Origin of the sequence: Pedobacter terrae, from assembly GCF_036946585.1 — a bacterium.
In the GTDB taxonomy this organism is placed as follows: domain Bacteria; phylum Bacteroidota; class Bacteroidia; order Sphingobacteriales; family Sphingobacteriaceae; genus Pedobacter; species Pedobacter terrae_C.
Genome location: NZ_JAQIIV010000018.1, coordinates 1 through 24,014 on the forward strand (window position 1 = coordinate 1; position 24,014 = coordinate 24,014).

Consider the following 24,014-nt stretch of genomic DNA (forward strand, 5'->3'; position numbering starts at 1 on the left):
TATGGCTTCAGTTTTACTTAATTTCTTTGCAGAGTAAGCCCAGGTTACCGGTTTTTCGATTTGAGCAAATGCGCCAGCAATGGTAAAAAGTACCATCGAAAGCACCAGGGTGATTTTTTTCATTTGTGTTTTATTTTGTGTGTATAAATTCAATTTCCTTAAAGTTAAAAACTTTTAAACCATTTTTTGTAACAACGTTTAACCTGCCGTTATTTTCAACTCCTGTAATCGTTCCTTCAAAAACCTCGCCGTTATGTTTATATAACGCAACAGTCTGGTAATTATATAGCTTCGCAAGGTAATCATTTTGTAAAATACTGAATTTCCCTGCCCTCAAAATTAAGTAGTACTTTTCAATAAATATGATTATTTTCTCCATAATATCCATTAAAGGCACTTCTCTTTGTAAAATTTGAATGACGGAAGTGGCACGCCTACTTATACTTTCCGAAAATTCTGATTGATTCACGTTTAACCCAATGCCAATTACTGATGACTTAAAAGCACTACCTGTCAGTGTATTCTCAATTAAAATTCCGCCCAATTTCTTGTCCTCATAATAGATATCGTTGGGCCATTTCACGCTTACTCCTGTGGGAATAAAACAAGATAAGGCTTCACTTACGGCCAGGCTAACAGCCATATTTAAATAAAACTGCATCTCAAGAGGTAAAAAAGAAGGTTTAACATAGATACTCGTACTGATATTTTTACCTTCCTGTGTCTGCCAAACACTTTCCTGCTGCCCCCTTCCGGCAAACTGATGGTCTGCCATAATTACAGTTCCTTCAGCTAATGGCTCGGATTTTGACACCATATCTTTTAAAAAGTTATTTGTAGAATCAACTTCTTTTAATTTGATTAAATTTTGACCAACAAATAGTGTTGAAAAAGTGTTATTTTGCAAGTGTTGAATTTATAATATTGTAATTCCAAAATTAAAGCATTTTAATGGTAAAAAAGAAAATAGTAGCCCTTTCTACATACCTTTCTGAATTGGCCGTTCACGGCATACAGGAGAAAAAAGGAGAAGATATCGTGCGGTTAGATCTTAGAAATATTCATACTTCAGTGGCTGATTACTTTATTATAGCGAGTGCCAACTCCGCTACCCAGGTAAAAGCTATTGCCGATAGTGTAGAAAAAGAAATATACAAAGCCACTCTGGCCGACCCCAGACATAAGGAAGGTTTCGAATCAGCAGATTGGATAATTCTTGATTATTTCGATGTGGTTGTGCACATTTTTAAAACTGAAAAGCGCCACTTTTATGGCATAGAAGAACTTTGGGGAGATGCAGAAAGCACAAATTTTCAAAGCGCATAACCTAATAGAACCATTTTGACAAAGACAAATGAACGACAATCAAAATAATAACGAGAAACAGGGAAGAAGAATTCCAAATATTCCTAAAAAACCACAAAAAGGATCAAAATTTAATATTTTCTGGGTTTATGCAGCCATTATTATAGCCATTATTGCTGCACAGTTTTTATTTACCAGTGATGGGGGTAAAGAGGTAACTTACCAAAAGTTTGAACAACAGATGTTGCTTAAAGGCGACGTTCAAAGAGTGGTTGCTTACAAATCAGACGATTTAGTTCGCGTAGAGGTTTATATCAAAAAAGACAGTCTAAAAAAACCGATATATGATGCATACAAAAGCAACAGCACTTTTAACGTAAACAACGCCTCGAGTCCTGTTGTATTTTTTAATGCCGGAACGATGGATGGACTGGATAAACAACTTGCTGATTCGCAAAAAGACCTTCCCGCTAACCAACCAAGAATATTGGCAGAAAAAACCAGTCGGAGTAATCCGTTGGCAAGCTGGTTTTTAAGCATCATTTTACCAGTATTGCTTTTAATCGGTTTCTGGATTTTTATGATGCGCAGAATGGGTGGCGGTGCTGGCGGTGGCGGCCAGATTTTCAGTATCGGAAAATCTAAAGCAACTTTATTTGACAAAGAAAGCCAGGTAAGCATCACATTTAATGATGTTGCAGGTTTAGAAGAGGCTAAAACAGAGGTAATGGAAATTGTAGATTTCCTTAAAAACCCTAAAAAATACACCGATCTGGGTGGAAAAATACCTAAAGGTGCTTTATTAGTAGGTTCGCCTGGTACAGGTAAAACGTTATTGGCCAAAGCCGTTGCAGGCGAAGCTCAGGTTCCTTTCTTTTCTCTATCAGGTTCCGACTTTGTAGAGATGTTTGTTGGAGTTGGTGCATCTCGTGTTCGCGACTTGTTTAAACAGGCAAAAGACAAATCACCTTGTATTATCTTCATTGATGAGATTGATGCTATTGGCCGTGCCCGTGGCAAAAACGGTGTGATGGGCGGAAATGATGAACGTGAAAACACCTTAAACCAACTTTTGGTTGAAATGGATGGTTTTGGTACCAATACACATGTGATCATCCTTGCTGCTACCAACCGTGCTGATGTTTTAGATAAAGCCTTATTAAGGGCTGGAAGGTTCGACAGGCAGATTTACGTTGATTTACCGGATGTTATAGAACGCAAACAGATTTTTGAAGTACACATTGCGCCACTTAAAAAATCTGAAGAACTTGATACCGAATTTTTAGCGAAGCAAACGCCAGGATTCTCCGGTGCAGATATTGCAAATGTTTGTAACGAAGCGGCATTAATTGCGGCACGGAAAAACAAATCCTCAGTTGATAAGCAAGATTTCTTAGATGCTGTAGATAGAATTGTTGGTGGTTTAGAAAAGAAAAATAAAATCATTACCCCAAGCGAAAAACGTGCAATTGCGATCCACGAGGCTGGCCACGCCACGGTAAGCTGGTTACTGGAACATGCTGCGCCTTTAGTCAAGGTTACTATTGTTCCACGTGGACAAAGTTTAGGTGCCGCTTGGTATCTGCCTGAAGAGCGCTTAATTGTCCGCCCTCACCAAATGCTCGACGAAATGTGCGCAACAATGGGCGGTAGAGCCGCTGAAAAAGTGATGTTTGATACCATTTCTACAGGTGCACTTAGCGATTTAGAAAAGGTGAACAAACAAGCAAGGGCAATGGTTACTATTTATGGTTTGAACGATAAATTAGGAAACATTACTTATTACGATTCATCTGGTCAGAACGAATATAATTTCTCTAAACCATATTCAGAGGATACCGCTTTAACTATCGATAAAGAAATTTCGGCATTGATTGAAGGTCAATACCAAAGGGCAATTCAGCTATTAGAAGAAAATAAAGATAAATTGATTCAATTGGCCGATATCCTAATCGAAAAAGAAGTTTTATTTAAAGACGATTTAGAAGTGATTTTTGGTAAACGGTTATTCGAAAACCAAGGCGAAAGCGGAACACCTGGACATATTACTCCAGTTGAGGCTTAAATAAATAATTTCTATTATTACATTTGCTACCCTAGTTTAATCATTAGGGTAGCTTTTTTTTATAATGAAGGATAATACGACAGCGAAAGAACAAATACTAAAAAAGATAAGGAAGGCATTATTAGAGAAGCGTGAAAATCCCTATCCTAACTTAGAAGAAAGTCCATTGTATAAAAAAAATACAGATGAGCTTGAAATATTATTTGCTGAACAGCTTACCGCAATATCTGGTAACTTTATCTTCTGTGAAGATGGAATTGATTTTTTTGAAAATATGTTGCATCTGGCTGATAAGTTTAAATGGCGGAAAATCTATTGTTGGGAACCTGAGCTACAGCAATTTTTAAGCAAATACGAGTTTCCATTTTACCAAACTGATAAGGATTTTGATCAGGCGGAGGTAGGTATTACCCTTTGCGAAGCCTTAATTGCCCGCAACGGAAGCGTAATGGTTACAAATCAAGGCGCTGCAGGGAGAAGGCTTAGCATTTTTCCACATCACCACATCGTAATCGCAAAGACCAGTCAGTTGGTTTTAGATCTTAAAGACGCTTTTATGCTATTGAAAAACAAATACGGCAACCAAATCCCGTCAATGATCAGTAATATTACAGGACCAAGCAGAACGGCAGACATCGAAAAAACTTTGGTTTTAGGTGCACACGGCCCTAAAGAGCTTTTTGTATTTTTGATTGATGATTTTAGTTAACTATTGTTGTTTTTGTCTAAAAAATTATAGCCTCGCCCAGTTCTTTTCAGTAGATTCCCCCAAAATTATTTACAGCATTAACTGCAGTTGATACCATCGTAAAAATATGGCGCAAAAGCTAAATGTAACCGAAAAATCAGGGCGGCTAAAGTTTGCGCTTGAAAATAAATCACGCTAACTTTTTTATTTATTTTCGATTATCGAAGATTATTGGTATTTTTATACTACATACCATTTTGGTATGTGGTATTATAATGATGAGCAAAGCGATAAATACGGTAATCACCGGTACTGGAAGTTATATTCCACAAAATATTATTTCTGGTAATGAATTCTTAAACTCGACATTTTTTGAGAACGGAAATGTACTGGAAAAAGAAAATTCAGAGATCATTCATAAATTTTCCGAGATTACAGAGATTGTGGAACGTCGTTATGCCTGTCCTGATCAGTTAAGTAATCATATCGGCGCAAAAGCAGCAGAAAAAGCCATTGAAAATGCAGGTATCGATAAAGAAACCCTGGATTACATTATATTCTGTCATAACTTTGGTGATATCCCTTTGGGTAGTAACCGTACTGATATTTTACCATCTTTAGCTTCAAAGGTTAAACAACAACTCGGCATTCAAAATCCAGACTGTGTTGCTTACGATATTATTTTTGGCTGCCCGGGATGGGTTCAAGGTGCGATACAGGCCGATTACTATATCAAAAGTGGGGATGCCAAACGGGTTATGGTTATTGGCGCAGAAACCTTAAGCCGTATTATCGATCCACATGACCGTGATAGTATGATCTTCTCGGATGGTGCCGGAGCTGTAATATTCGAAGCAGAAGAAGCGGCAGAAAAAAGCGGAATATTAGCTCATAAAACAGAAACCCATGCGCTTCATCATAGTAACTTACTTACTATGGGCAAAGGATCTAATCCTGATGATACCAGCGGAAACTTCTACCTGAAAATGAACGGACGTAAACTTTATGAATTTGCAGTAATCCAGGTACCACAAGTAATTAAAAAAGCGATTGACAAAGCTGGTTTAAGTGTTGATGATATCAACATTGTATTTGTGCACCAAGCCAATGGTAAAATGGATACCGCAATCATGAAACGTTTGTTTAAACTTTATGGAAAAGATACGGTGCCGGAAAACTTAGTTCCGATGACGATTTCGTGGTTAGGAAACAGTTCTGTTGCCACGGTACCAACCTTGTTAGACCTCGTATTAAAAGGGGAAGTTAAGGGTTATAATATAAAAGCCGGCGATGTAGCGGTATTTGCTTCAGTAGGAGCAGGGATGCACATTAATGCTTTTATATACCGCTTCTAATTGGCTAACCGTTTTAACCCGGCCCTGGCCTGGTTTTCAATACTGCTTTCAAACTCATGATTTTTCATGGCAATGGCAGTATTGAAGGCCTCTTTTGCTTTCGCTATATTTTTCCTTCTTTCATAAATCTTACCCATCTGCACCGCAGCATTTGCAGCAAAATAATATTTCAGGCTTCGCCCTTCGTTAATCGTCTCCTGATAGGCTCCTAATGCCTGATCATCTTTTCCTAAATCATCATAAATTCTACCCAAACGGTAGTTTAGTTCTGTTTTGTCTTTGTCGTTAGTATAATCTGTTACCTTCCTGTTACTAATGATCTGCAAGGCCTTGCTTAAATAACCACCGTCAAATAGCAACCTGGCTTTTAAAAGATCAATAGTTGGTGTTGCTGCGGCAGCTTCGGCCTTGGCCTGCTTATCCTTTTCCATATAGCTGTATCCGTTTTTAACAGCCTTCGCTGCATATAACGTATAAGCTGCCTGATCTCCTTTCAGAAGAGCGATCCAACCCAAATGAAGGTAAGTGTCCTTTACAAAATTAACACCCTTTGTATCCTGTAAAAACTTGTTAAAATAGGTGCCGGCATTGAGGTCGAGTTTATTTAAATGCGCAATTCCCTCCAGATAGTCCAGGTAAGGGAAAGGCTGATAAACTCCTCCCTCTGGTCGCTTGGCTAAAATGGAAATCGCTTGCTCACTGTGCCCGTTTTTAATGCATACATAACTTTGCAAATAACTTTTTAATAAACTGGTATCGGCAATCCGTTCGGTATACCTCATGGTTTTGGCATATGCCTGCGGACTATGTGCCACATCAGTTAAAACGTAAGCATAATAAAACACCACTTCTTCGTAAAAAGGTTCATAAGATGATTTTGGCAGGTTATCGGCTAATTTTTCGAACATATTTAATCCACTCTGCAGGTTTCCCTTAATGCCGAAGGTTGATAGTGCCGTTTTTAAAGCCCCATCAGGCAGGTTGCCCAAGACGACATTAATCAAGCCCAGGCCTTTTAAGTTCAGATGAAAATTTGGAAACTTCTTATTATTATCCTGCAAAAGGCTGTTCGCTCTTTTAACTTCCATAGCCGCGTTAAAATACTCTCCGAAACGGCCACGAATAAGCGCCCATTGCAAGTTAATTTCTGCCTGTGCATAAAGGTAGTAAGGCGAATTTTTATCGTCATCGCTTATTTGATCCAAACGTTTAGACTTATTTCCTTTCAAACGGTCAAAATCAGCCTTACTTTCCGATGTAAGTATGGTAAAATAATCGACATAATTTTCGAGAAGCGGAATAATGGAATTGTTGGGATGCTGTTTTTTTTCTGTAGAGATATAAGCCCTCGCATTCCCTAATTTAAGTTCGAATATGCTTTTATAAGCATTTAAGCAGTTATTATTAAAATCGAAATTTGCAAGTGAAAACAAAGGAGAGACGAGCAGGAGAAACGTTATGGAAAAACGGGAACTTTTATTCATCAGGGATTTTATTTCGGTTTGGTTCTATGCTGCCGCAATAGCTCACATTTAAACAAATAAATACATTAAACGTTAAAATGATATTCTTGTTTCGGGTAAGGCCAAAAAATAGCCATAAACAAAAAACGTCCCGATTTAGTCGGAACGTTTTAATAATTTATAATTGAGCTTAAGCCTCTGCTACTTCGTGTGTTAGCGCTTCATCAACCAAAATACGACCACAGTGTTCGCAAACAATGATTTTTTTACGTTGACGGATATCCAACTGGCGTTGTGGCGGAATCTGGTTAAAACATCCAGAGCAAGAATCGCGATCGATAGTTACCACTGCTAAACCATTTACGGCATTTTTGCGTAAACGTTTATAAGCAACCAATAAGCGTTCTTCGATTTGAGGTTCTGCTTTATCCGCTTTCTTTTGCAAATCCTGCTCTTCTTTTTCAGTTTCGGCAGTAATTACGTCAAGTTCTGCTTTCTTAGCTTCCAAATCTTTTTTTCTTCCATCTAACTCAGCTTTAGCAGCTTCATAGATTTCAGTTTTTGAAGTGATTTCGAAGCCATGTTCTTTGATTTTCTTTTCAGAAACCTGAATATCTAAACCTTGAATCTCGATTTCTTTGGTTAAAGCATCGTATTCACGGTTATTTTTAACTTCTTTTAATTGAGAATCATATCTTTTGATGGCAGCTTGCGCATCTTTGATTGTATTTTTGCGCGTTACGATCGAATCTTCAAGATCATCAAGCTCGCCTTTGATTTTTGCAATTCTGGTTTCTAATCCTAAAACGTCATCCTCAAGGTCGGCAACTTCCATTGGTAATTCGCCACGTACCTGGCGGATTTTATCAATTTTCGTGTGGATATTTTGTAATTCGTATAAAGCTTTTAGCTTTTGTTCTACGGTTTGTTCCATTAAAACAAGTAATTTATGGGGTTTGTATTTTGCTCCGTTAAACGGATTGCAAAGTTAGTAAATTTTTTCTGAATAATTTCAAGCAATAAATTTGAGGTAAATTGTTCAGTTTCAAAGTGTCCGATGTCAGCAATGATCAATTTTTCTTCCGCATCAAAAAACTCATGATATTTGAAATCTGCGGTAATAAATGCATCTGCCCCGGCGGCAATGGCTTCTTTTAACAGGAAGCTTCCCGAACCCCCACAAACCGCAACTTTTTTGATCCTTTTGCCAATTACTTCGGTATGCCTGACTACTTTAGCCTGCATCCTATCTTTTACCAAATGCAGAAAATCGTAAGCATCCATATCGTATTCCAGCCAGCCAATCATACCCGAGCCCACCAGTTGATGTTTGTTTTCGAGTTTATAAATATCGTAAGCTACCTCTTCGTAAGGATGGTTCTCGAACAAAGCCACCAGAATTTTTCGTTCTGCCTGTGTAGGGTAAACCATTTCCATCCGCACTTCGTCCTCTCGATGGCGAACACCTTTTTCACCCACGAACGGATCTGAATTTTCATTTCCCTTAAACGTGCCGAAACCATCGGCATTAAAACTACACTCGCTGTAGTTGCCAATGTTCCCCGCGCCGGCGTAAAACAATGCCGATCGCAATTGTTCGGCCTGGGCCTGTGGACAATAAGTAACTAGCTTTTTTAACAAGCCTGCTTTTGGAGAAAGCACTTTAGTACCTGTTAAGCCCAAACGCTCACAGATCCTCGCATTTACACCTGTATGGATACTGTCTAAATTGGTGTGAATGGCATAAAGCGCAATGTTGTTTTTAATGGCTTTTAACACCACACGTTCCACATAGTTTTTTCCATTGAGCTTTTTTAGTCCTTTAAAAACTATCGGATGGTGGGTAATAATCAAATTGCATCCAGTCGAAATCGCTTCATCCACAATTTTCTCTACACCATCTAAAGCCACCAAAGCAGCACGGATTTCCATGTTCGGATCGCCTACAATCAAACCAGAATTATCATAATCTTCCTGATAATTAAGCGGCGCAATACTTTCTAAATAATTGGTAATTTCTGCTAATTTCATTCGATAAATATAAATAAAGCAGGCAGGTTTCGAAAACTTATCAGTTAACTATTCATCACGCATCAATAACATTACTGGTCTATATTGTTTTTTGAAAGCAAGGTTCGGTTCATTTCGGTTACGAAAGCCCCGCTATACGCTGCAAACCCTGGTTCGTTCCTCACCGTTGGGTTTTCACTTCTATCGGGTTTATTTAACATGGGTAATTCGACCTTTAGTCACAAAATTAACCGCAATACTGGGAAATACGTAATATAAATGCAGCCAGGTGGTTTAAGTGGTCAAAAGATTTTGAAAAAATAGTTTTTAAAAACCAAACCCCGCATGTTTTAGAAACCTGCGGGGTTTAAATATCAGATAATTATCCTAGAATTTTCCAGCCTGCTGGAATCCACCGCCCATTCTTACCATCTGTAAGCTTTCAAAAACCATTTTCTGGTTGTGTTCAAAAGCAAGTGTTTTGTGATTTACCACGTCAATAATTGATCCGATAAAGCATAAACCGGCAGTTAACAGGTACAAAATACCCATACCTATCTGGCCAATAATAAACCGCTGCAAACCCGGAACAGCAAATAGCCCGATTAAGCAGAAAATTAACATATCTGATGGATTCTTTCTTTTACTGCTGTAAACCATCAGGAAATTACGCAACTGCTCTTCAGTTAAGCCTGTTGTGGCTTGTTGTAGATATGAGTATTCCTCTGGTGTTATACCTGGTAACGACATAAGAGGTGATTGAAATATATCCATGGTTTCTATGTATTAGTAGTTGAAATTTTAAACTTATTTTTATTTTTTATCAATGTATAAATCCTATAAACTATAATTAAAAGTGCCGGAAACCCGAACCAATGTTCAGAAAAGCTTTCGGTAAATTTGCCATGTAAAATATGACTGATTGACCTGCCTATACCACATCCCGGACACCAATCCTCAAAGCCTAAATGAGCTAAAGGACAAAGTGTAAAATGATGATCGTGGCCATTTGCTATTGCCAACAATACTAAAGCAGCTACCCAGAAAAAAAGTTCCAGTGGAAAGTGCTTAATGTAATTCATTGTTTCACTTTTTATATAATTTAGAAGTTTTAACACCACCTTTGTTACATCAATTTTCCCTTAATCGACGAAATGGGGATATATTTCGACCAAACGAATAATGTTATCTAAGAACAATACACTATTTCTTACCTACATATAATTTTCACGTGGCAACCCTGCCAAAAATAGTTAAAAAAACCTTTACACAAATTGCGGGTTAATATTAAAAGATAAGCTTATTTTTGTGCCTTGAACATTCGCGATTTAATAAACAGATACAAAACCGACGATAGGGTAACCCAATTTACCAAAGCGTTAAACAGCAGCAAAAACCCAAAGATACAGTTAAAGGGATTAGTGGGTTCGGCTGATGCTATTGTTGCACTTTCTTCTTATTTCCTGTTACACAAGCCCATTCTGTTCGTTTTGCCAGATCGGGAAGAAGCCGCCTATTTTCAATCGGACCTCGAAAGCGTATTGGATAAACAGGTTTTATTATTTCCTTCCTCATACCGTAAATCTTTTGATTTTACACAGGTAGATACAGCCAATGTGCTGGCCCGTGCAGAGGTATTGAACGAATTGAATCATGATTCGGAGTATGGTAAGATTGTAGTTTCATATCCTGAAGCCATTGCTGAGAAGGTGATTGATCGTTCGGCACTCGAAAAAAACACATTAGAAATTAGCTTAGGAGCCAAACTAGGCATCGATTTTATCAACGAATTCTTAATTGATTACGATTTTGACAGAAGAGATTTTGTTTATGAACCAGGACAATTTTCTATCCGTGGCGGGATTGTAGATATCTTTTCATTTTCATCCGATCTTCCTTACCGCATTGAGTTTTTTGGCGACGAGGTGGAGAGTATCAGAAGTTTTGAAATTGAAAGTCAGCTTTCGGTTTCCGATGTTAAATCGCTTACCATCGTTCCGAATGTTCAGGCAAAGTTTTTAACGGAAAGTAATATCAGCATTCTTGATTATATTGATCAGGATACGCAACTCTGGTTTAAAGACGTAGAGTTTACCCTTGATATTGTTAAAGCGGGCTTTAAAAAGGCTGTTGAACTCTGGAAAGCTTTGCCTGCGGCAGATAAAAGCCAAAACCCTGAATGGATCGATCCAAAATTTGCCTTTACTGATGAAAAGTTATTAGGCGATCATCTTCAGGATTTCCCATTGGTTGAATTCGGAAAACAATTTTTTTATAAAACAGACAATCGTTTTGAGTTCGAGACCAAACCACAACCATCTTTCAATAAAGATTTCAATCTGCTGATTCATAACCTTAAGGAAAATGAAAAGACTGGTATTGTTAACTTTATTTTTACCGATTCACCAAAACAGATTGAGCGTTTATATGCCATTTTAGAGGATATTGATAAAACGGCCAAGTTTACGCCAATCAATAGTATGTTGCGCGAGGGTTTTGTTGATCCGCAGATCCAAACGGCATTTTATACCGATCACCAAATCTTCGATCGATATTACAAATACAAACTTAAAAAAGGCTACCAGAAAAGCCAGGCCATTACCCTAAAAGATTTAAGAGAACTGAAATCCGGCGATTATGTTACGCACATTGATCACGGTATAGGCAAATATGCCGGGCTTGAAAAGGTTGAAGTGAATGGCAAAACTCAGGAAATGATCCGTTTAGTTTACGCCGATAACGACCTGCTTTACGTCAACATCAACTCGCTAAACCGGATTGCCAAGTACAGTGGTAAGGAAAGCGGCGTACCTAAAATGAATAAACTGGGTACAGATGCCTGGGACAAGCTAAAAAAAAACCACTAAAAAAAAAGTTAAAGATATCGCCCGGGATTTGATCAAGCTTTATGCTTTACGCAAAACCCAGGCCGGAACTGCATTTTCTCCAGATAGCTATTTACAAACTGAGCTGGAAGCATCTTTTATTTATGAGGATACTCCTGATCAGTTAAAAGCGACTCAGGATGTGAAAAAGGACATGGAATCCCCACATCCAATGGATCGTTTGGTGTGTGGTGATGTGGGCTTTGGAAAAACAGAGATTGCCGTTCGTGCAGCATTCAAAGCTGTAGCAGAAGGTAAACAGGCTGCTATTTTAGTGCCTACTACAATTTTGGCTTTACAACATTTTAAAACATTCTCTTCCCGTTTAAAGGATTTCCCGGTAACGGTAGATTACATTAACCGTTTTAAAACCAATAAGCAGATTAAAGATACCCTGGCCGAAGCTGCGGCAGGTAAAGTGGATATCCTGATTGGAACACACCGTTTACTCAGTAAGGATGTTAAGTTTAAAGATCTCGGCATCATGATTATTGATGAGGAGCAAAAATTTGGTGTTACTGCTAAAGAACGGCTAAAGGCCATACGGGTAAATGTTGATACGCTAACCCTTACAGCTACACCAATTCCAAGAACACTACATTTTTCATTAATGGGGGCAAGGGATTTATCCATTATCAGTACACCACCTCCAAACCGGCAGCCGGTAAGTACCGAATTACATGTTTTTAAGGATAAATTGATCCAGGAAGCCGTACAGTTCGAACTGGACCGAGGTGGACAGGTATTTTTTATCCATAACCGGGTAAACGACCTGATGCAATTGGGTGGGTTAATTCAGAAACTGGTTCCAAAGGCAAGAATTGGCATTGCACACGGCCAGCTGGATGGCGATGCACTAGAAGATGTAATGCTCGATTTCATTAATGGGGAGAAAGATGTTTTGGTAGCCACCACTATTATTGAAGCAGGCTTAGATATCCCAAATGCCAATACCATCATCATCAACCACGCACACATGTTCGGTTTGAGCGATCTGCACCAAATGCGTGGCCGTGTAGGCCGAAGCAATAAAAAAGCCTTCTGTTATTTGCTATCACCTCCTTTATCTACCTTAACTTCCGAAGCCCGGAAACGTTTAAGCGCCATTGAAGAATTTTCAGATCTGGGCAGTGGTTTTAATGTAGCCATGCGCGATCTGGATATCCGTGGAAGTGGAAATTTATTGGGTGCCGAGCAAAGTGGTTTCATTGCCGAAATCGGTTTTGAAATGTACCATAAAATATTGGACGAAGCGATTCAGGAATTAAAAGAAGCTGAATTTAAAGGATTGTTCGAAAATGAACCCGCCCGTCCGTTTGTGGGCTTTACGCAGGTAGATACCGATCTGGAATTATACATTCCGGATGCTTACATTACCAATATCACGGAACGTTACAATTTATACACCGAGCTTTCTAAACTCGATAATGAAGCTGAACTGGCCGTTTTTGAAAAGCACCTGGCCGACCGTTTTGGTCCGGTACCACCACAGGTAAAAACCATGCTCAGTGTGGTGCGTTTACAGTGGCTAGGTAAAAAATTAGGTTTTGAGAAAATCAGTTTCAAAAAAAATAGTTTACGCGGATATTTCTTAAGTGACAAACAATCGGCTTATTTTGATTCGAACACCTTTACCAAAATTTTAACTTTTGCACAGAATCATCCCCGCATGTGCAATTTAAAAGAGGTAAAGAACACCCTTAGAATTGCTTTTGATAATGTAAAGACTGTTGAAGAAGCAATTGAAACGTTAGAATTGATTGATTAAAAACGTTAATTGAGTCAGTTCATTGACTGAATTAACGTTAATTGAGTCAGTCTATTGACTGAATTAACGTTTTTTACTATATTTGACTTAAATGAAAAGTCAAATCATTAGATCTTTACAGCCTATTATTCTTAATAAAATTGGAAAAAAATAAGGTCATTTTAATTTTCGGCACAAGGAGGGTAGGCAAAACCTGGTTGGTAGAAAGCATTGTTAGAGATGCCAACATCAACCACCTTTCTTTAAATGGCGAAGATCAGGATGTACAGGTATTGCTCTCAACCCGAACAGCGGCAAATTATAAAAGGATTTTGGGTGACGCCAAACTGCTCATTATTGATGAAGCCCAGGTGATACCTGAAATCGGAAAAATATTAAAATTGCTCATTGATACTTTTAAAGACCTTACCATTATTGCCAGTGGGTCATCTACCTTCGATCTGTCAAACCAAACAGGTGAACCCTTAACCGGAAGAAATTTGACCTATCATCTCTACCCTATAGCACAGGTTGAACTGGATAAACAGGAAAATGCCTTGCAAACTACCCAAAACTTAGAGGAAAGATTAATTTTCGGTTCTTATCCGGAGTTGTTCCATTTAAATTCATTGGCTGAAAAAGCTCAATATTTAACTGAACTGGTTAAATCATATCTGTTAAAAGATATTTTGATGTATGAAAACATTCAAAATAGCGCTAAACTACTGGAATTATTGAGACTAATTGCCTATCAGGTAGGATCGGAAGTTTCAATTGATGAGATTTCCCGTAACCTGGGTATCAGCAAAAATACGGTAGATCGTTACCTTGATTTACTCTCAAAGGTTTTTATCATCTATAAAGTTGGTGGTTACAGTAATAATTTACGGAAAGAGGTCACGAAATCATCCAAATGGTATTTTTACGACAATGGCATTCGAAATGCAATTATAAACGATTTCAGGTTGTTAGCTTTACGGGATGATCAGGGAATTTTATGGGAAAATTATTGTTTTAGTGAGCGAATTAAAAAAATGGAATACGAACAGCAAAATTCCACTTATTACTTTTGGAGAACTTATGATCAACAGGAGATAGACCTAATTGAAATTAACAACGGAGAAATTTTAGCCACTGATTTCAAATGGGGAAACCAAAAAAAGAAGATCCCCGGTTTTTTTTGCCAAAAACTATCCTCAAGCTAGCTTCTCGGTTATTAACAAAGAAAATTATTTAGATTTTATATTATAAATGTTAGATCCTTCCTTATTACTCGATTTAGTAAAAATGCAGATGCCTTATGGAAAATACAAAGGTTACCTGATCTGCAACATTCCTGAAAGTTATTTGCTTTGGTATAAGGACAAAGGTTTCCCGAAAGGAAAATTAGGTGATTTAATGGCTACCATGTTCGAAATCAGGGTGAATGGTTTAGAGTATTTATTAGGGCCGTTGAAGAATCAGCGTTGATGGATCGCTACTGGAGATAACGTCATTTCGAGCGAAGTGCAGCGCAGTCGAGAAATCTATTTGGATAGATCTCTCCCCGCCTGTACGGGTAGGCCTGTCCGCACAGGCGGGCGCTCCACTGCATTTCGGTCGAGATGACGAAAAAGCACAATCCTATATTTCGCATCCATTTTCATCACAAACCGCATCATCGTTTTTATTTAGTGAGGTAAGTTTGGTAATAGGCTGAGCGGCTTTCCACTCGGTAAAACTTTGGGTAAGCGCATCAGTAAAAGCCTGAACAGGCTGGGCACCTGAAACACCATATTTACGATTCATTACAAAATAGGGCACACCGCGGATTCCTAGATTCTGGCTTTCATAAATATCATAACGAACAGCTTCAGCAAACTCATTACTATTTAAAACGGCAGTAGCTTCATCCTGATCTAATCCGATTTCTACAGCAAGATCAACTAAAATATCTGTTTCACCAATATTTTTGCTATTTACAAAATGAGCTTCAAACAGTTTTTCTTCAGCTAAATCCTGAAGGTTATGTTTTGCTGCCAAATGGATCAGGCGATGCGCATTAAAGGTATTGGCAGGGATATTTTTATTAAAATCGATCGTTAGACCAGCATTTGCAGCCATCTCTTCCACCTGTTTTGTCATTTGTTTGGCCTGCTCAACCGGCATTCCCTTACTTCTTGATAAATAATCGTACACCGTTTCATTATTGGTATTATGATATTCCGGATTGAGTTGAAAACTCTTCCAATCCACTTCAATTTCATTTTTAAAGGGTAATTTTTCCATCGCCTCTTCAAAATGTCTTTTCCCAATATAACAAAACGGACACATTACATCCGACCAAATTTCTACTTTCATAATCCAAAATTAAGCGGATTATAATTGGCTATAGTAAGGCGAAAGTAAAAAGCCACTATCGTTTGGGATATTGGTTTGTATTAGTATTAGAATATCATTCTTGGAGAAATTTATGATACAACCCGATATATGACAAGGAAATCTTAATAAATTGAGAGACTATGAGCATCGTCATTCCCAACTCGATCCGATGGCTATCGATTGGGCTGGAATGACGAACGATTAAGAAATGAGTAAGGCAAACTCCATTGTTATTATTTATACAATTGATTAAATATCAGCTTAAAAGTACCGTGCGTTTGTGCTCTGAACGCAATTTCAGGACCGAAAGCAAGCAATTTACCTTTGCCCACCCTTGCTTCAAAAGAGGTTACCCCATCGTGCAGGTAAGCTTGCCCCCAGGCCCAACCGCTACGCAATGGAGTAGCATTTTCAAACCACATTAAAGGTTTAATCTTTGCAGCTGCAATTGCGTCGCCTGTGAGTTTAAAAACAGGACTATTATCGAAATAGACGTCGGCTTCTTTTTCCATGCCCCAATTGGCTGGCAAAGCCGTATCTATATTAACATTTAACACACTTCCAGGAACATAATATTTTTCAGCAGGTAATCTTTTTTCCGCACCATTTACAATTTCTACCATAGCATTACGTACAGGCAGATTTAAGTGATAAGCCAGATTGGTACTGCTTCCAATAGTTACAATATTTCCTCCAGCTTCCAAAAACTTCTTTAATTCAGGAATTGATTGATCAGCACTAATTCTCCCTAAACGGTTTCTAAATTCCTGAGGAATTTCTTCTGCTTTTGGTCCGAAATTTCTGTTGCCAAACCCGCCTTGAACAGAGGGTATAGCTCCGCCCACAAAAATGATCACATCGTATTTGGATTTTAAGTTCCCTGCGTCTATATCCTGCGGATAAATTACCGTGGCACTATAATGATATTGCTCCATTAAAAAACGCACCCAACCCGAAGCCATAGAACCACCATAAGTATCCCAAAGTGCAATTCTAGCAGTCGAAACTTTAATTTTATTTTTAGGGGCAGCAGCAATTTTTAGTTTGATGTTTGCCTTTTCTAGCACAGCTTTTCCTGCTGACGAAACATAAAAGTCTCCGTTATCTGTAGATCGATAAACCGCTACCTCATTTTTCAATAAATCGTTAACTGCTGTATAGGAATCATTTTGTGCTGCACTTAATAAGTAACCCGATCCATTTGGCACTTTATTTTCAGGTTTTAATAACTCTCCGTACGGATTTTTTTCAAAGGGACCTGAAAAATCATCGAGAATCCGGTCAAACTTAATATCCATTAAATAGGCCAATGTCCATCCGGCGGCATCGTACGGCGGAATTGGCGCACCACCTTCGTATTTAAAATCATTTGGGTGATCTTGTGGTTCGAACATATCCAAAACATGTGGACGGAAAGCCTGATCAGTTTTAACCACATAACTTCCGGCAGGATAATTTTTACCAGCAACGGTAAATGGCGCTGTTGCTTTTTGAACTACAATACCCGTTCTAATCAACGCATTCAAAAACTTAATGGCAGTATTAAAATCAGACTGATCTGCAGATAAAATATACCCACGAGGATCCCGGTTTGCAGGCGCTTTCATCACAGTATCGAAAGCTTTGATGCTCATCTGGCGTCTTGATTCAAAATCAGCATCGCTTCCAGTAGCAAAACCAACTTTTGCAGCCTTATTAATGGCTTCAATTTTCTTTGGAGAAAAAGACCAGGTATCTTTTTTACCTCTTTCAATGGAATTTCTACCCATCTGGTAAATATTGTACAGCAATTCATCGCGGTAACGTTGTGCATAATTTAAAACAGCATAATTTAAGGATACCGAATAATCAATCGCGTTTTTAAAATACCATTTCCTGGGTGTGATCGGATTAGGTGAATCCCCGTTAGGTAATAACCTGGAAGGGACTAGCGGAATTTCGGAAGGCGTAGGGTTTCCGATAATTTCAGTCAACAGCCCAATCATGTTATGAAAATAGGTCGTAGTTCTTAATCCGCCATTGTACCAAGTAGAATACACCGATCCTCCGCGCTGCGTATAACCAGGTTTATTTTCTACGTTCATCCTGTTATGCATGGCAGCACCAACTGCATCTAAACTGGTTAACAAGGTTGGATCAAAAACATAATTAAAGGGATCCCGATAGGGAGGACCTGCGACAACCGTTCCCGCCGGACCAGCCTGATGGTGGTTGTACATGATTTGCGGGATCCATTCTACAAAAAGCTGGCGACCAATATTCTGCGTTTCTTTGAGATTTAACATAAAGAAATCTCTGTTATTATCATGTCCTGCATATTTTTCGTACAAAACCGGCAAGCCTGTGGTTGTGCGTTTTTTAGGATCTTTTTCTCTCATGTACCAGTTGCTTACAAGTTCCTGCCCATCCGGGTTGGCATGTGTAAATAAGATGATCACATTATCCAGAATACGCAGGGTTTCAGGATCTGTTCGAGAAGCAAACTCGTATATTGTTTGGATCAATTGATGGGTACCAACCACCTCATTTGCATGTAAACCACCATCTATCCACACCACTGCTTTACCTTCCTGTGCCAATGCTTTGGCCTGCTCTGGTGTCATTTCAGCATGAGCCAACCGTTGCGAAATTTCTTTATAATGGTCTAATTTCTTCAGGTTCTCCGGCGAAGAAACAATCAACATATATTGACTTCTGCCTTCTTCTGTTTTACCGATATCAACCAGTTTAATGCGATTAGAACTTGCTGCAAGCTTCTTTAAGTAGGCTTCTGTTTGGGTATAATTGGCCAATTGGTAGTTGTCACCTATATCAAAGCCAAAATGGGATTTCGGCGTGGGTACTTCCTGTCCTAGTAAGGCACAATTACTCAGCAATAAAAAAGCGATGCAAAGCCTGATAAAGTAAGTTTTTATCATAATCTGATAGTTTAGTTGGGTAATCAAATATAATGGAGAAAAATTCCAAAATCAGCTTGCTGTAAATTTGTTACAAGTTTTAAATCCTAATCCATACATTTGCCTTGATGTAAGTTCTTAACTTTATTTTTCATCAACCGATACAGGTTCCCGGAATTACAACCGGGATTAATAGGGAATCGTGTGTAAATCACGAGCTGTCGCGCAACTGTAAATTCTGTCTTTTAGCAAAAAGATAACGGTCTTATCATTATGCCACTGTGCCTTTAACGGCATGGGAAGGCGATAGGATCGGGAATAAGTCAGGAGACCTGCCTATATTGAATTGACGGTACTTTCGCGTTATAAAGTAATTGGTCAGGTCTGATTGTACACCATAAAATTAAAATTTTATAGGCTTGCTTTAAGCTTTTTGCTGATAAGTAGGCAGGCTGTGCCATAACCTTTCCTTTAATTTTTAACAAAGAGTATTACAAATATTGCTTTAAGAGCTTTTGAACGATTTATTTACTTAATCTTTAAAAGAGATGCTAACGCAAAATCTGGGTTATCCGCGAATAGGTAGCCAAAGGGAATTAAAGAAAATCTGCGAAAATTATTGGGCAGATAAAACTGGGTACAAAAATGTACTGCAGGTGGGCAAAAACATTCGCCACGAAAACTGGAAACTTCAAAAGGAAGCGGGAATTGATGTGATTCCATCAAACGATTTTTCCTTTTATGACCATGTACTCGATCATTCCCTAACTTTTGGGGCCATCCCGAAAAGGTACAATGAGGTAATCCTGAAAAAAGGAAATGAGGAACTTGATCTTTATTTCGCGATGGCAAGGGGTTACCAAAAAGAAGGACTGGATGTGGTAGCGATGGAAATGACCAAATGGTTCGATACCAATTACCATTACATTGTACCTGAGTTTTACAAAAACCAACCTTTTAAGCTTTTCTCTACCAAAATTATAGATGAGTTTTACGAGGCAAAACAATTGGGGATTAACACTAAACCTGTGCTAATTGGCCCGGTTTCCTATCTTTTGTTGGGTAAGGAAAAAGAAGCAGGGTTTGAAAAAATAGACCTGATTAAAAACCTCCTTCCGGTTTATATTGAGATTTTATCCCGCTTAGATGCACTGGATGTAGAATATATTCAGTTTGATGAGCCTTTCTTGACTTTGGATTTAAATGAAAAGGACAAAAAAGCTTATGAATATGCCTATAAAGAAATTCGGAAAGCCTTCCCAAGATTAAAAATTGTTTTAGCAACATATTTTGAGGGTCTGGGAAATAATTTAGCATTAGCTACTTCATTGCCAGTGAATGTTTTACATATCGACTTAGTGCGTGCAGAAAGTCAATTAAATGATGTTCTGGCTTCATTAAAAGAAAACACCATTCTTTCTTTAGGTTTGGTAGATGGAAGAAATATCTGGAAAAATGATTTCGAGAAATCTCTTTCGATCATTAATCAGATTACAGAAAAAAGAGGTCAGGATAAAGTGTGGATTGCTCCATCCTGTTCATTGATCCATTCGCCGGTTGATTTGGACAATGAAACCAACGAGAAGAATTTATCAGCAGAAATTAAACAATGGTTAGCCTATGCAAAACAGAAAATTGCGGAAGTAGCTACCTTAAAAAAATTGATCACCACCGAAAGCCCTGCATCTACCCTGCAAAAACTCGAAGAAAATAAGATCGCCATTGCTAACCGTAAAGTTTCTAAAATTATCCATAATCCTGCAGTTAAACAAAGGGTTCTGGATTTAAAAGAGCAGGATGCCGAACGTTTGAGCCCTTTTTCGAGCAGAAAAATAAAACAACAGGAGCTTAACTTGCCTGCTTACACCACAACTACTATCGGATCGTTTCCGCAAACTGCGGAGGTAAGAAGCTGGAGAGCGAAACTTAAAAATGGAACTTTTACTGTTGAAGAATATGATGATCTTATTGCTAAAGAAACCGAAAAAGCAGTAAAATGGCAGGAGGAAGTAGATCTTGATGTTTTGGTTCACGGTGAATTTGAACGGAACGACATGGTTGAATACTTTGGTGAGCAATTAGACGGTTTCGCTTTCTCTAAAAACGGTTGGGTGCAGAGTTATGGGTCACGTTGTGTAAAACCACCGATTATTTTTGGTGATGTTTCGCGCCCGAAACCCATGACCGTAAAGTGGACCGCCTACGCGCAGTCGCTTACCTCAAAATACATGAAAGGGATGTTAACAGGTCCCGTAACCATCTTACAATGGTCGTTTGTACGCAATGACCAGCCACGGTCAGAAACCTGTACACAGATTGCCCTGGCTATTCGTGATGAAGTATGCGATCTGGAAAACGCGGGCATTAAAATCATTCAGATTGATGAACCAGCCATTAGAGAGGGTTTACCATTGCGCAAAGCAGATTGGCAAAACTACCTGAACTGGGCAGTAACGGCATTTAAAATTTCAGCCAGTGGCGTGAAAGATGATACACAGATCCACACGCATATGTGCTATTCGGAATTTAACGATATCATTCAAAACATTGCCGATATGGACGCCGATGTGATCACCATAGAAACTTCGCGTTCGCAGATGGAATTATTAGATGCATTTGCCGATTTTAAATATCCAAACGAGATTGGTCCGGGTGTTTACGATATCCACTCACCAAGAGTTCCAAAACGCGAAGAAATGGTGCAGTTACTCAAGAAAGCGAAAGCTGTTATTCCTTCAGCACAACTTTGGGTAAATCCTGATTGTGGCCTAAAAACCCGCGGATGGGACGAAACCAAAAAAGCATTGATTGAAATGGTTGAAGCCGCAAAAGAGATGCGTAAAACGGAAGAAGTACTTTCAGCAGATCTTCAGGTAAATTAATTTAATTTTAGCTTTCACAAGGCAATGGTGGATTCCTAAAAAAATCGTCATTGCGAGGAGGAACGACGAAGCCTACCGGCAACAGGCTGGCAATCTTTTCTGCAAGTAATCCTCCCGTGGAGATTGCTTCGTCGGCCGAAAAGGCCTTCTCGCAATGACGATAATCTTAAGGAGATAAATTAAGCCTTACGATAACCTATTTTTATTTTTTTTATCAGATCTCAACTTTGACAACTTTCTAATCAGAAAGTTGTCAAAGCTTATTACTCACCCTATATTTACCCCATGACCTTAGCAGAAAGAATAGAATATTCAAAAACCAGTATTTTTAAAGCCGTTTTCCCAAATACAACCAACCATTACGATACGCTTTTCGGGGGTACTGCCATGCATTTGATGGACGAAGTTGCTTTTATTACTGCAACCCGCTTTAGCCGCCAGATTATGGTAACGGTAAGCAGCGACAGAATTGATTTTAAAAAACCGATTCCAGCAGGAACCATTGTAGAGCTTATTGGCAAAGTAAACCATGTAGGTAACACCAGTTTAAAAGTTAACGTAGAAATTTATATCGAGCAGATGTACGCAGAAGGAAGGGAGCTTGCCGTACATGGCGATTTTACTTTTGTAGCTATTGATGAAAACAAAAAGCCCGTTCAGGTAATCAAATAACCTGATACATTTTAGCGAAAAAGAGATAAAATCGCCAGAATAAAATCTCTAAATTTGATCATGGAGCAACAACATTCTGAAGCAGATTTAAAAAATATTGCGAAGCAATTAAGCTGTCCGGAAGGCGAACATGGCGTTAAAACAGGGGAGATGATGCAGGCCAGCAACATAGGCATGACCAGTTCTGCTATTAATGCGTTAGATCTCCAAAAAAATGAGACTGTATTAGAAATTGGCGCTGGCAATGGTGGGCACATTGCTCAACTATTATCACAAGCTGAAAACCTTCACTACTTTGGTGCCGATATTTCTGCTACCATTATTGCCGAGGCTGAAAAGATTAATCGGGATTTAATTCCAGCCGGAAAAGTTCATTTTAAACTATCAGATGGAATTACTTTGCCCTTTGATGAAAATCGGTTCGATAAAATTTTTACCGTCAATACGATATACTTTTGGCAAAATCCAGGCAAATATCTCGCCGAAATTAAAAGAACTCTAAAACTTAATGGCACTTTAGTAATCTGCTTTGCCGATAAAACTTTTATGCAAACTCTTCCTTTTACGCCTTACGGCTTTAAACTTTACGAAGTAGAAGAGGTAAAAGAATTATTAAAAAACATAGGATTTACAGTTGTAAATATCCTAAGTAAAACCGAGCAGATCAAAAGCAAAACAGGCGAGCAGGTAGAACGGAAATATCATGTTGTGGTTGCTTCCATTAAATAAACACGACGGAAAAATCATAGTCCTCGTTTGTAACGAGGATTAGCTAAAATAGCGATTGTATCGCTTAAATGAATATAAACTGCTTAAAGATTCCAGTAAGCGCGAATGACGAAACAACACAGAGGCCTGTCCCGGTATTCGCTAATACAAAATCAGATATAAATAGGCATAAACCACAGGAGCGGCCAGCAACAATCCATCAAAACGATCTAATAAACCACCATGTCCTGGTAGTAAACCTCCACTGTCCTTAGTATCCAAACTGCGTTTGAGCATCGATTCTACCAGGTCGCCCAGTGTACCGAAACTTGCAATTAAAACGGCCATACCCATCCAAACCCAAGCCGGACTTTCGGTAAAAAGAAAGGACAAGCCAAAACCGACCAAAACGCTGGTGAACATACCCCCAAAAAATCCTTCCCAACTTTTCTTAGGCGAGTGACGTTCGAACAATTTTCGTTTACCATATTTTACACCAAATAGATAAGCACCCGTATCATTTGCCCAAAGCATTAACAAAAATGCGAGTGGTAAATGAAAATTATATTCATTCCAGTTTTTTAAAAAGCCAAGTGCATGGAAAAAACAGAAAGGGATGGTTACATAAACAAAGCCAACAAATGTATAAGAGATATTGGCAAATGGAATTTTGTTTTTCTTATACAGCTCAGTAATAAAAACAGAGAAAATTAAGGGGATACAAAGTAGCAGATACTTGACATCATATTCTAAGTAATGTAAGCCTGCAGCCATTAAAAAGATTAAAGAACCTGCCATTAAACCAATATTCCGGTGTGGCCTGATGCCAGCATTTTTAATCAGCTTATAAAACTCAAATAAGGATAAAACACTTAGAATAAGATAGAAAATGGTAAACGCATAACTCCCTGAAAAGATAGAGCCAAGCATTACGATGGTAAAAAAGAAAGCGGTTATTGCCCTGGTTTTCATGCTA

19 protein-coding genes, 1 pseudogene and 1 riboswitch are annotated in these 24,014 nt (G+C 38.5%); of the genes and pseudogenes, 10 read left to right on the forward strand and 10 right to left on the reverse strand.

Annotated elements, in window-relative coordinates; translation table 11 throughout:
- Positions 1–130: 130 nt before the first annotated feature.
- Positions 131–907 (reverse strand): biotin--[acetyl-CoA-carboxylase] ligase, encoded by a 777-nt coding sequence (locus PGN18_RS18580; protein ID WP_335321093.1) that lies wholly within the window; start codon positions 905–907, stop codon positions 131–133.
- Between the two features lie 44 nt (positions 908–951).
- Between PGN18_RS18580 and rsfS the strand changes: the two genes are divergently transcribed.
- From rsfS to PGN18_RS18600, 4 genes are all read left to right on the forward strand, one after another.
- The gene (gene rsfS, locus PGN18_RS18585; RefSeq protein ID WP_335321094.1) at positions 952–1,326 is read left to right on the forward strand and encodes a ribosome silencing factor; all 375 of its coding nucleotides are present in this window, start codon (positions 952–954) and stop codon (positions 1,324–1,326) included.
- 28 nt (positions 1,327–1,354) lie between these two features.
- On the forward strand, positions 1,355–3,370 hold the full coding sequence (ftsH, locus tag PGN18_RS18590) for an ATP-dependent zinc metalloprotease FtsH (protein ID WP_335321095.1): 2,016 nt from the start codon (positions 1,355–1,357) through the stop codon (positions 3,368–3,370).
- Between the two features lie 64 nt (positions 3,371–3,434).
- Positions 3,435–4,079 (forward strand): LutC/YkgG family protein, encoded by a 645-nt coding sequence (locus tag PGN18_RS18595; RefSeq protein ID WP_335321096.1) that lies wholly within the window; start codon positions 3,435–3,437, stop codon positions 4,077–4,079.
- Positions 4,080–4,336: 257 nt separating this feature from the next.
- Positions 4,337–5,413 carry a 3-oxoacyl-ACP synthase III family protein gene (locus PGN18_RS18600; protein WP_335321097.1) on the forward strand — a complete coding sequence of 359 codons (1,077 nt, stop codon included), beginning with the start codon at positions 4,337–4,339 and terminating at the stop codon, positions 5,411–5,413.
- Here PGN18_RS18600 and PGN18_RS18605 read toward each other — a convergent pair.
- From PGN18_RS18605 to PGN18_RS18630, 6 genes are all read right to left on the reverse strand, one after another.
- Positions 5,410–6,897, reverse strand: coding sequence for a tetratricopeptide repeat protein (locus tag PGN18_RS18605; RefSeq protein ID WP_335321098.1), 1,488 nt, complete (start codon positions 6,895–6,897; stop codon positions 5,410–5,412). The genes PGN18_RS18600 and PGN18_RS18605 overlap by 4 nt on opposite strands.
- A gap of 169 nt (positions 6,898–7,066) precedes the next feature.
- Complete coding sequence (locus tag PGN18_RS18610) at positions 7,067–7,810, reverse strand: zinc ribbon domain-containing protein (RefSeq protein ID WP_090981351.1); 744 nt, start codon at positions 7,808–7,810, stop codon at positions 7,067–7,069.
- Entirely contained in the window at positions 7,810–8,907 is a 1,098-nt protein-coding gene (locus PGN18_RS18615) for a Nif3-like dinuclear metal center hexameric protein (RefSeq protein ID WP_335321099.1), read from the reverse strand. Before PGN18_RS18615 ends, PGN18_RS18610 begins: the two co-directional genes overlap by 1 nt.
- Before the next feature lie 71 nt (positions 8,908–8,978).
- Entirely contained in the window at positions 8,979–9,107 is a 129-nt protein-coding gene (locus PGN18_RS18620) for a hypothetical protein (protein ID WP_335321100.1), read from the reverse strand.
- 166 nt (positions 9,108–9,273) lie between these two features.
- Entirely contained in the window at positions 9,274–9,660 is a 387-nt protein-coding gene (locus PGN18_RS18625; RefSeq protein WP_090497432.1) for a TM2 domain-containing protein, read from the reverse strand.
- A gap of 5 nt (positions 9,661–9,665) precedes the next feature.
- On the reverse strand, positions 9,666–9,968 hold the full coding sequence (locus PGN18_RS18630) for a DUF2752 domain-containing protein (RefSeq protein WP_335321101.1): 303 nt from the start codon (positions 9,966–9,968) through the stop codon (positions 9,666–9,668).
- Between the two features lie 231 nt (positions 9,969–10,199).
- Between PGN18_RS18630 and mfd the strand changes: the two are divergent.
- The 3 genes and pseudogenes from mfd (at position 10,200) to PGN18_RS18645 (ending at position 14,988) form a co-directional block, all read left to right on the forward strand.
- Positions 10,200–13,539: pseudogene (gene mfd, locus PGN18_RS18635) on the forward strand (transcription-repair coupling factor).
- Positions 13,540–13,679: 140 nt separating this feature from the next.
- Positions 13,680–14,723 carry an ATP-binding protein gene (locus tag PGN18_RS18640; protein ID WP_335321102.1) on the forward strand — a complete coding sequence of 348 codons (1,044 nt, stop codon included), beginning with the start codon at positions 13,680–13,682 and terminating at the stop codon, positions 14,721–14,723.
- A 46-nt stretch (positions 14,724–14,769) separates the two neighbouring features.
- Complete coding sequence (locus PGN18_RS18645) at positions 14,770–14,988, forward strand: DUF3820 family protein (protein WP_335321103.1); 219 nt, start codon at positions 14,770–14,772, stop codon at positions 14,986–14,988.
- A gap of 153 nt (positions 14,989–15,141) precedes the next feature.
- Here PGN18_RS18645 and PGN18_RS18650 read toward each other — a convergent pair whose 3' ends face one another.
- Positions 15,142–15,858: a DsbA family oxidoreductase gene (locus tag PGN18_RS18650; protein WP_335321104.1), complete on the reverse strand. Its 717-nt coding sequence runs from the start codon at positions 15,856–15,858 to the stop codon at positions 15,142–15,144.
- Positions 15,859–16,112: 254 nt separating this feature from the next.
- A complete protein-coding gene (locus PGN18_RS18655) occupies positions 16,113–18,797 on the reverse strand; it encodes a M14 family metallopeptidase (RefSeq protein WP_335321105.1) in 2,685 nt (894 codons plus the stop codon).
- Positions 18,798–18,924: 127 nt separating this feature from the next.
- A riboswitch (cobalamin riboswitch) is annotated at positions 18,925–19,130 on the forward strand.
- 194 nt (positions 19,131–19,324) lie between these two features.
- Between PGN18_RS18655 and metE the strand changes: the two genes are divergently transcribed.
- The 3 genes from metE (at position 19,325) to PGN18_RS18670 (ending at position 23,059) form a co-directional block, all read left to right on the forward strand.
- Complete coding sequence (gene metE / locus PGN18_RS18660) at positions 19,325–21,658, forward strand: 5-methyltetrahydropteroyltriglutamate--homocysteine S-methyltransferase (protein WP_335321106.1); 2,334 nt, start codon at positions 19,325–19,327, stop codon at positions 21,656–21,658.
- A gap of 285 nt (positions 21,659–21,943) precedes the next feature.
- The gene (locus PGN18_RS18665; protein WP_335321107.1) at positions 21,944–22,330 is read left to right on the forward strand and encodes an acyl-CoA thioesterase; all 387 of its coding nucleotides are present in this window, start codon (positions 21,944–21,946) and stop codon (positions 22,328–22,330) included.
- Between the two features lie 60 nt (positions 22,331–22,390).
- A complete protein-coding gene (locus PGN18_RS18670; protein ID WP_335321108.1) occupies positions 22,391–23,059 on the forward strand; it encodes a class I SAM-dependent methyltransferase in 669 nt (222 codons plus the stop codon).
- Positions 23,060–23,200: 141 nt separating this feature from the next.
- On the opposite strand, the gene PGN18_RS18675 is transcribed toward PGN18_RS18670, so the two are convergent.
- Complete coding sequence (locus PGN18_RS18675; protein ID WP_335321109.1) at positions 23,201–24,010, reverse strand: phosphatidate cytidylyltransferase; 810 nt, start codon at positions 24,008–24,010, stop codon at positions 23,201–23,203.
- Positions 24,011–24,014 lie beyond the last annotated feature (4 nt).

Bases quoted from the DNA above. Each gene is read 5' to 3' on its own strand.
- rsfS (WP_335321094.1), top strand. From the start codon at position 952: ATGGTAAAAAAGAAAATAGTAGCCCTTTCTACATACCTTTCTGAATTG.
- ftsH (WP_335321095.1), top strand. From the start codon at position 1,355: ATGAACGACAATCAAAATAATAACGAGAAACAGGGAAGAAGAATTCCA.
- PGN18_RS18595 (WP_335321096.1), top strand. From the start codon at position 3,435: ATGAAGGATAATACGACAGCGAAAGAACAAATACTAAAAAAGATAAGG.
- PGN18_RS18600 (WP_335321097.1), top strand. From the start codon at position 4,337: ATGAGCAAAGCGATAAATACGGTAATCACCGGTACTGGAAGTTATATT.
- PGN18_RS18605 (WP_335321098.1), bottom strand. From the start codon at position 6,897: ATGAATAAAAGTTCCCGTTTTTCCATAACGTTTCTCCTGCTCGTCTCT.
- PGN18_RS18610 (WP_090981351.1), bottom strand. From the start codon at position 7,810: ATGGAACAAACCGTAGAACAAAAGCTAAAAGCTTTATACGAATTACAA.
- PGN18_RS18615 (WP_335321099.1), bottom strand. From the start codon at position 8,907: ATGAAATTAGCAGAAATTACCAATTATTTAGAAAGTATTGCGCCGCTT.
- PGN18_RS18620 (WP_335321100.1), bottom strand. From the start codon at position 9,107: ATGTTAAATAAACCCGATAGAAGTGAAAACCCAACGGTGAGGAACGAA.
- PGN18_RS18625 (WP_090497432.1), bottom strand. From the start codon at position 9,660: ATGGATATATTTCAATCACCTCTTATGTCGTTACCAGGTATAACACCA.
- PGN18_RS18630 (WP_335321101.1), bottom strand. From the start codon at position 9,968: ATGAATTACATTAAGCACTTTCCACTGGAACTTTTTTTCTGGGTAGCT.
- PGN18_RS18645 (WP_335321103.1), top strand. From the start codon at position 14,770: ATGTTAGATCCTTCCTTATTACTCGATTTAGTAAAAATGCAGATGCCT.
- PGN18_RS18650 (WP_335321104.1), bottom strand. From the start codon at position 15,858: ATGAAAGTAGAAATTTGGTCGGATGTAATGTGTCCGTTTTGTTATATT.
- PGN18_RS18655 (WP_335321105.1), bottom strand. From the start codon at position 18,797: ATGATAAAAACTTACTTTATCAGGCTTTGCATCGCTTTTTTATTGCTG.
- metE (WP_335321106.1), top strand. From the start codon at position 19,325: ATGCTAACGCAAAATCTGGGTTATCCGCGAATAGGTAGCCAAAGGGAA.
- PGN18_RS18665 (WP_335321107.1), top strand. From the start codon at position 21,944: ATGACCTTAGCAGAAAGAATAGAATATTCAAAAACCAGTATTTTTAAA.
- PGN18_RS18670 (WP_335321108.1), top strand. From the start codon at position 22,391: ATGGAGCAACAACATTCTGAAGCAGATTTAAAAAATATTGCGAAGCAA.
- PGN18_RS18675 (WP_335321109.1), bottom strand. From the start codon at position 24,010: ATGAAAACCAGGGCAATAACCGCTTTCTTTTTTACCATCGTAATGCTT.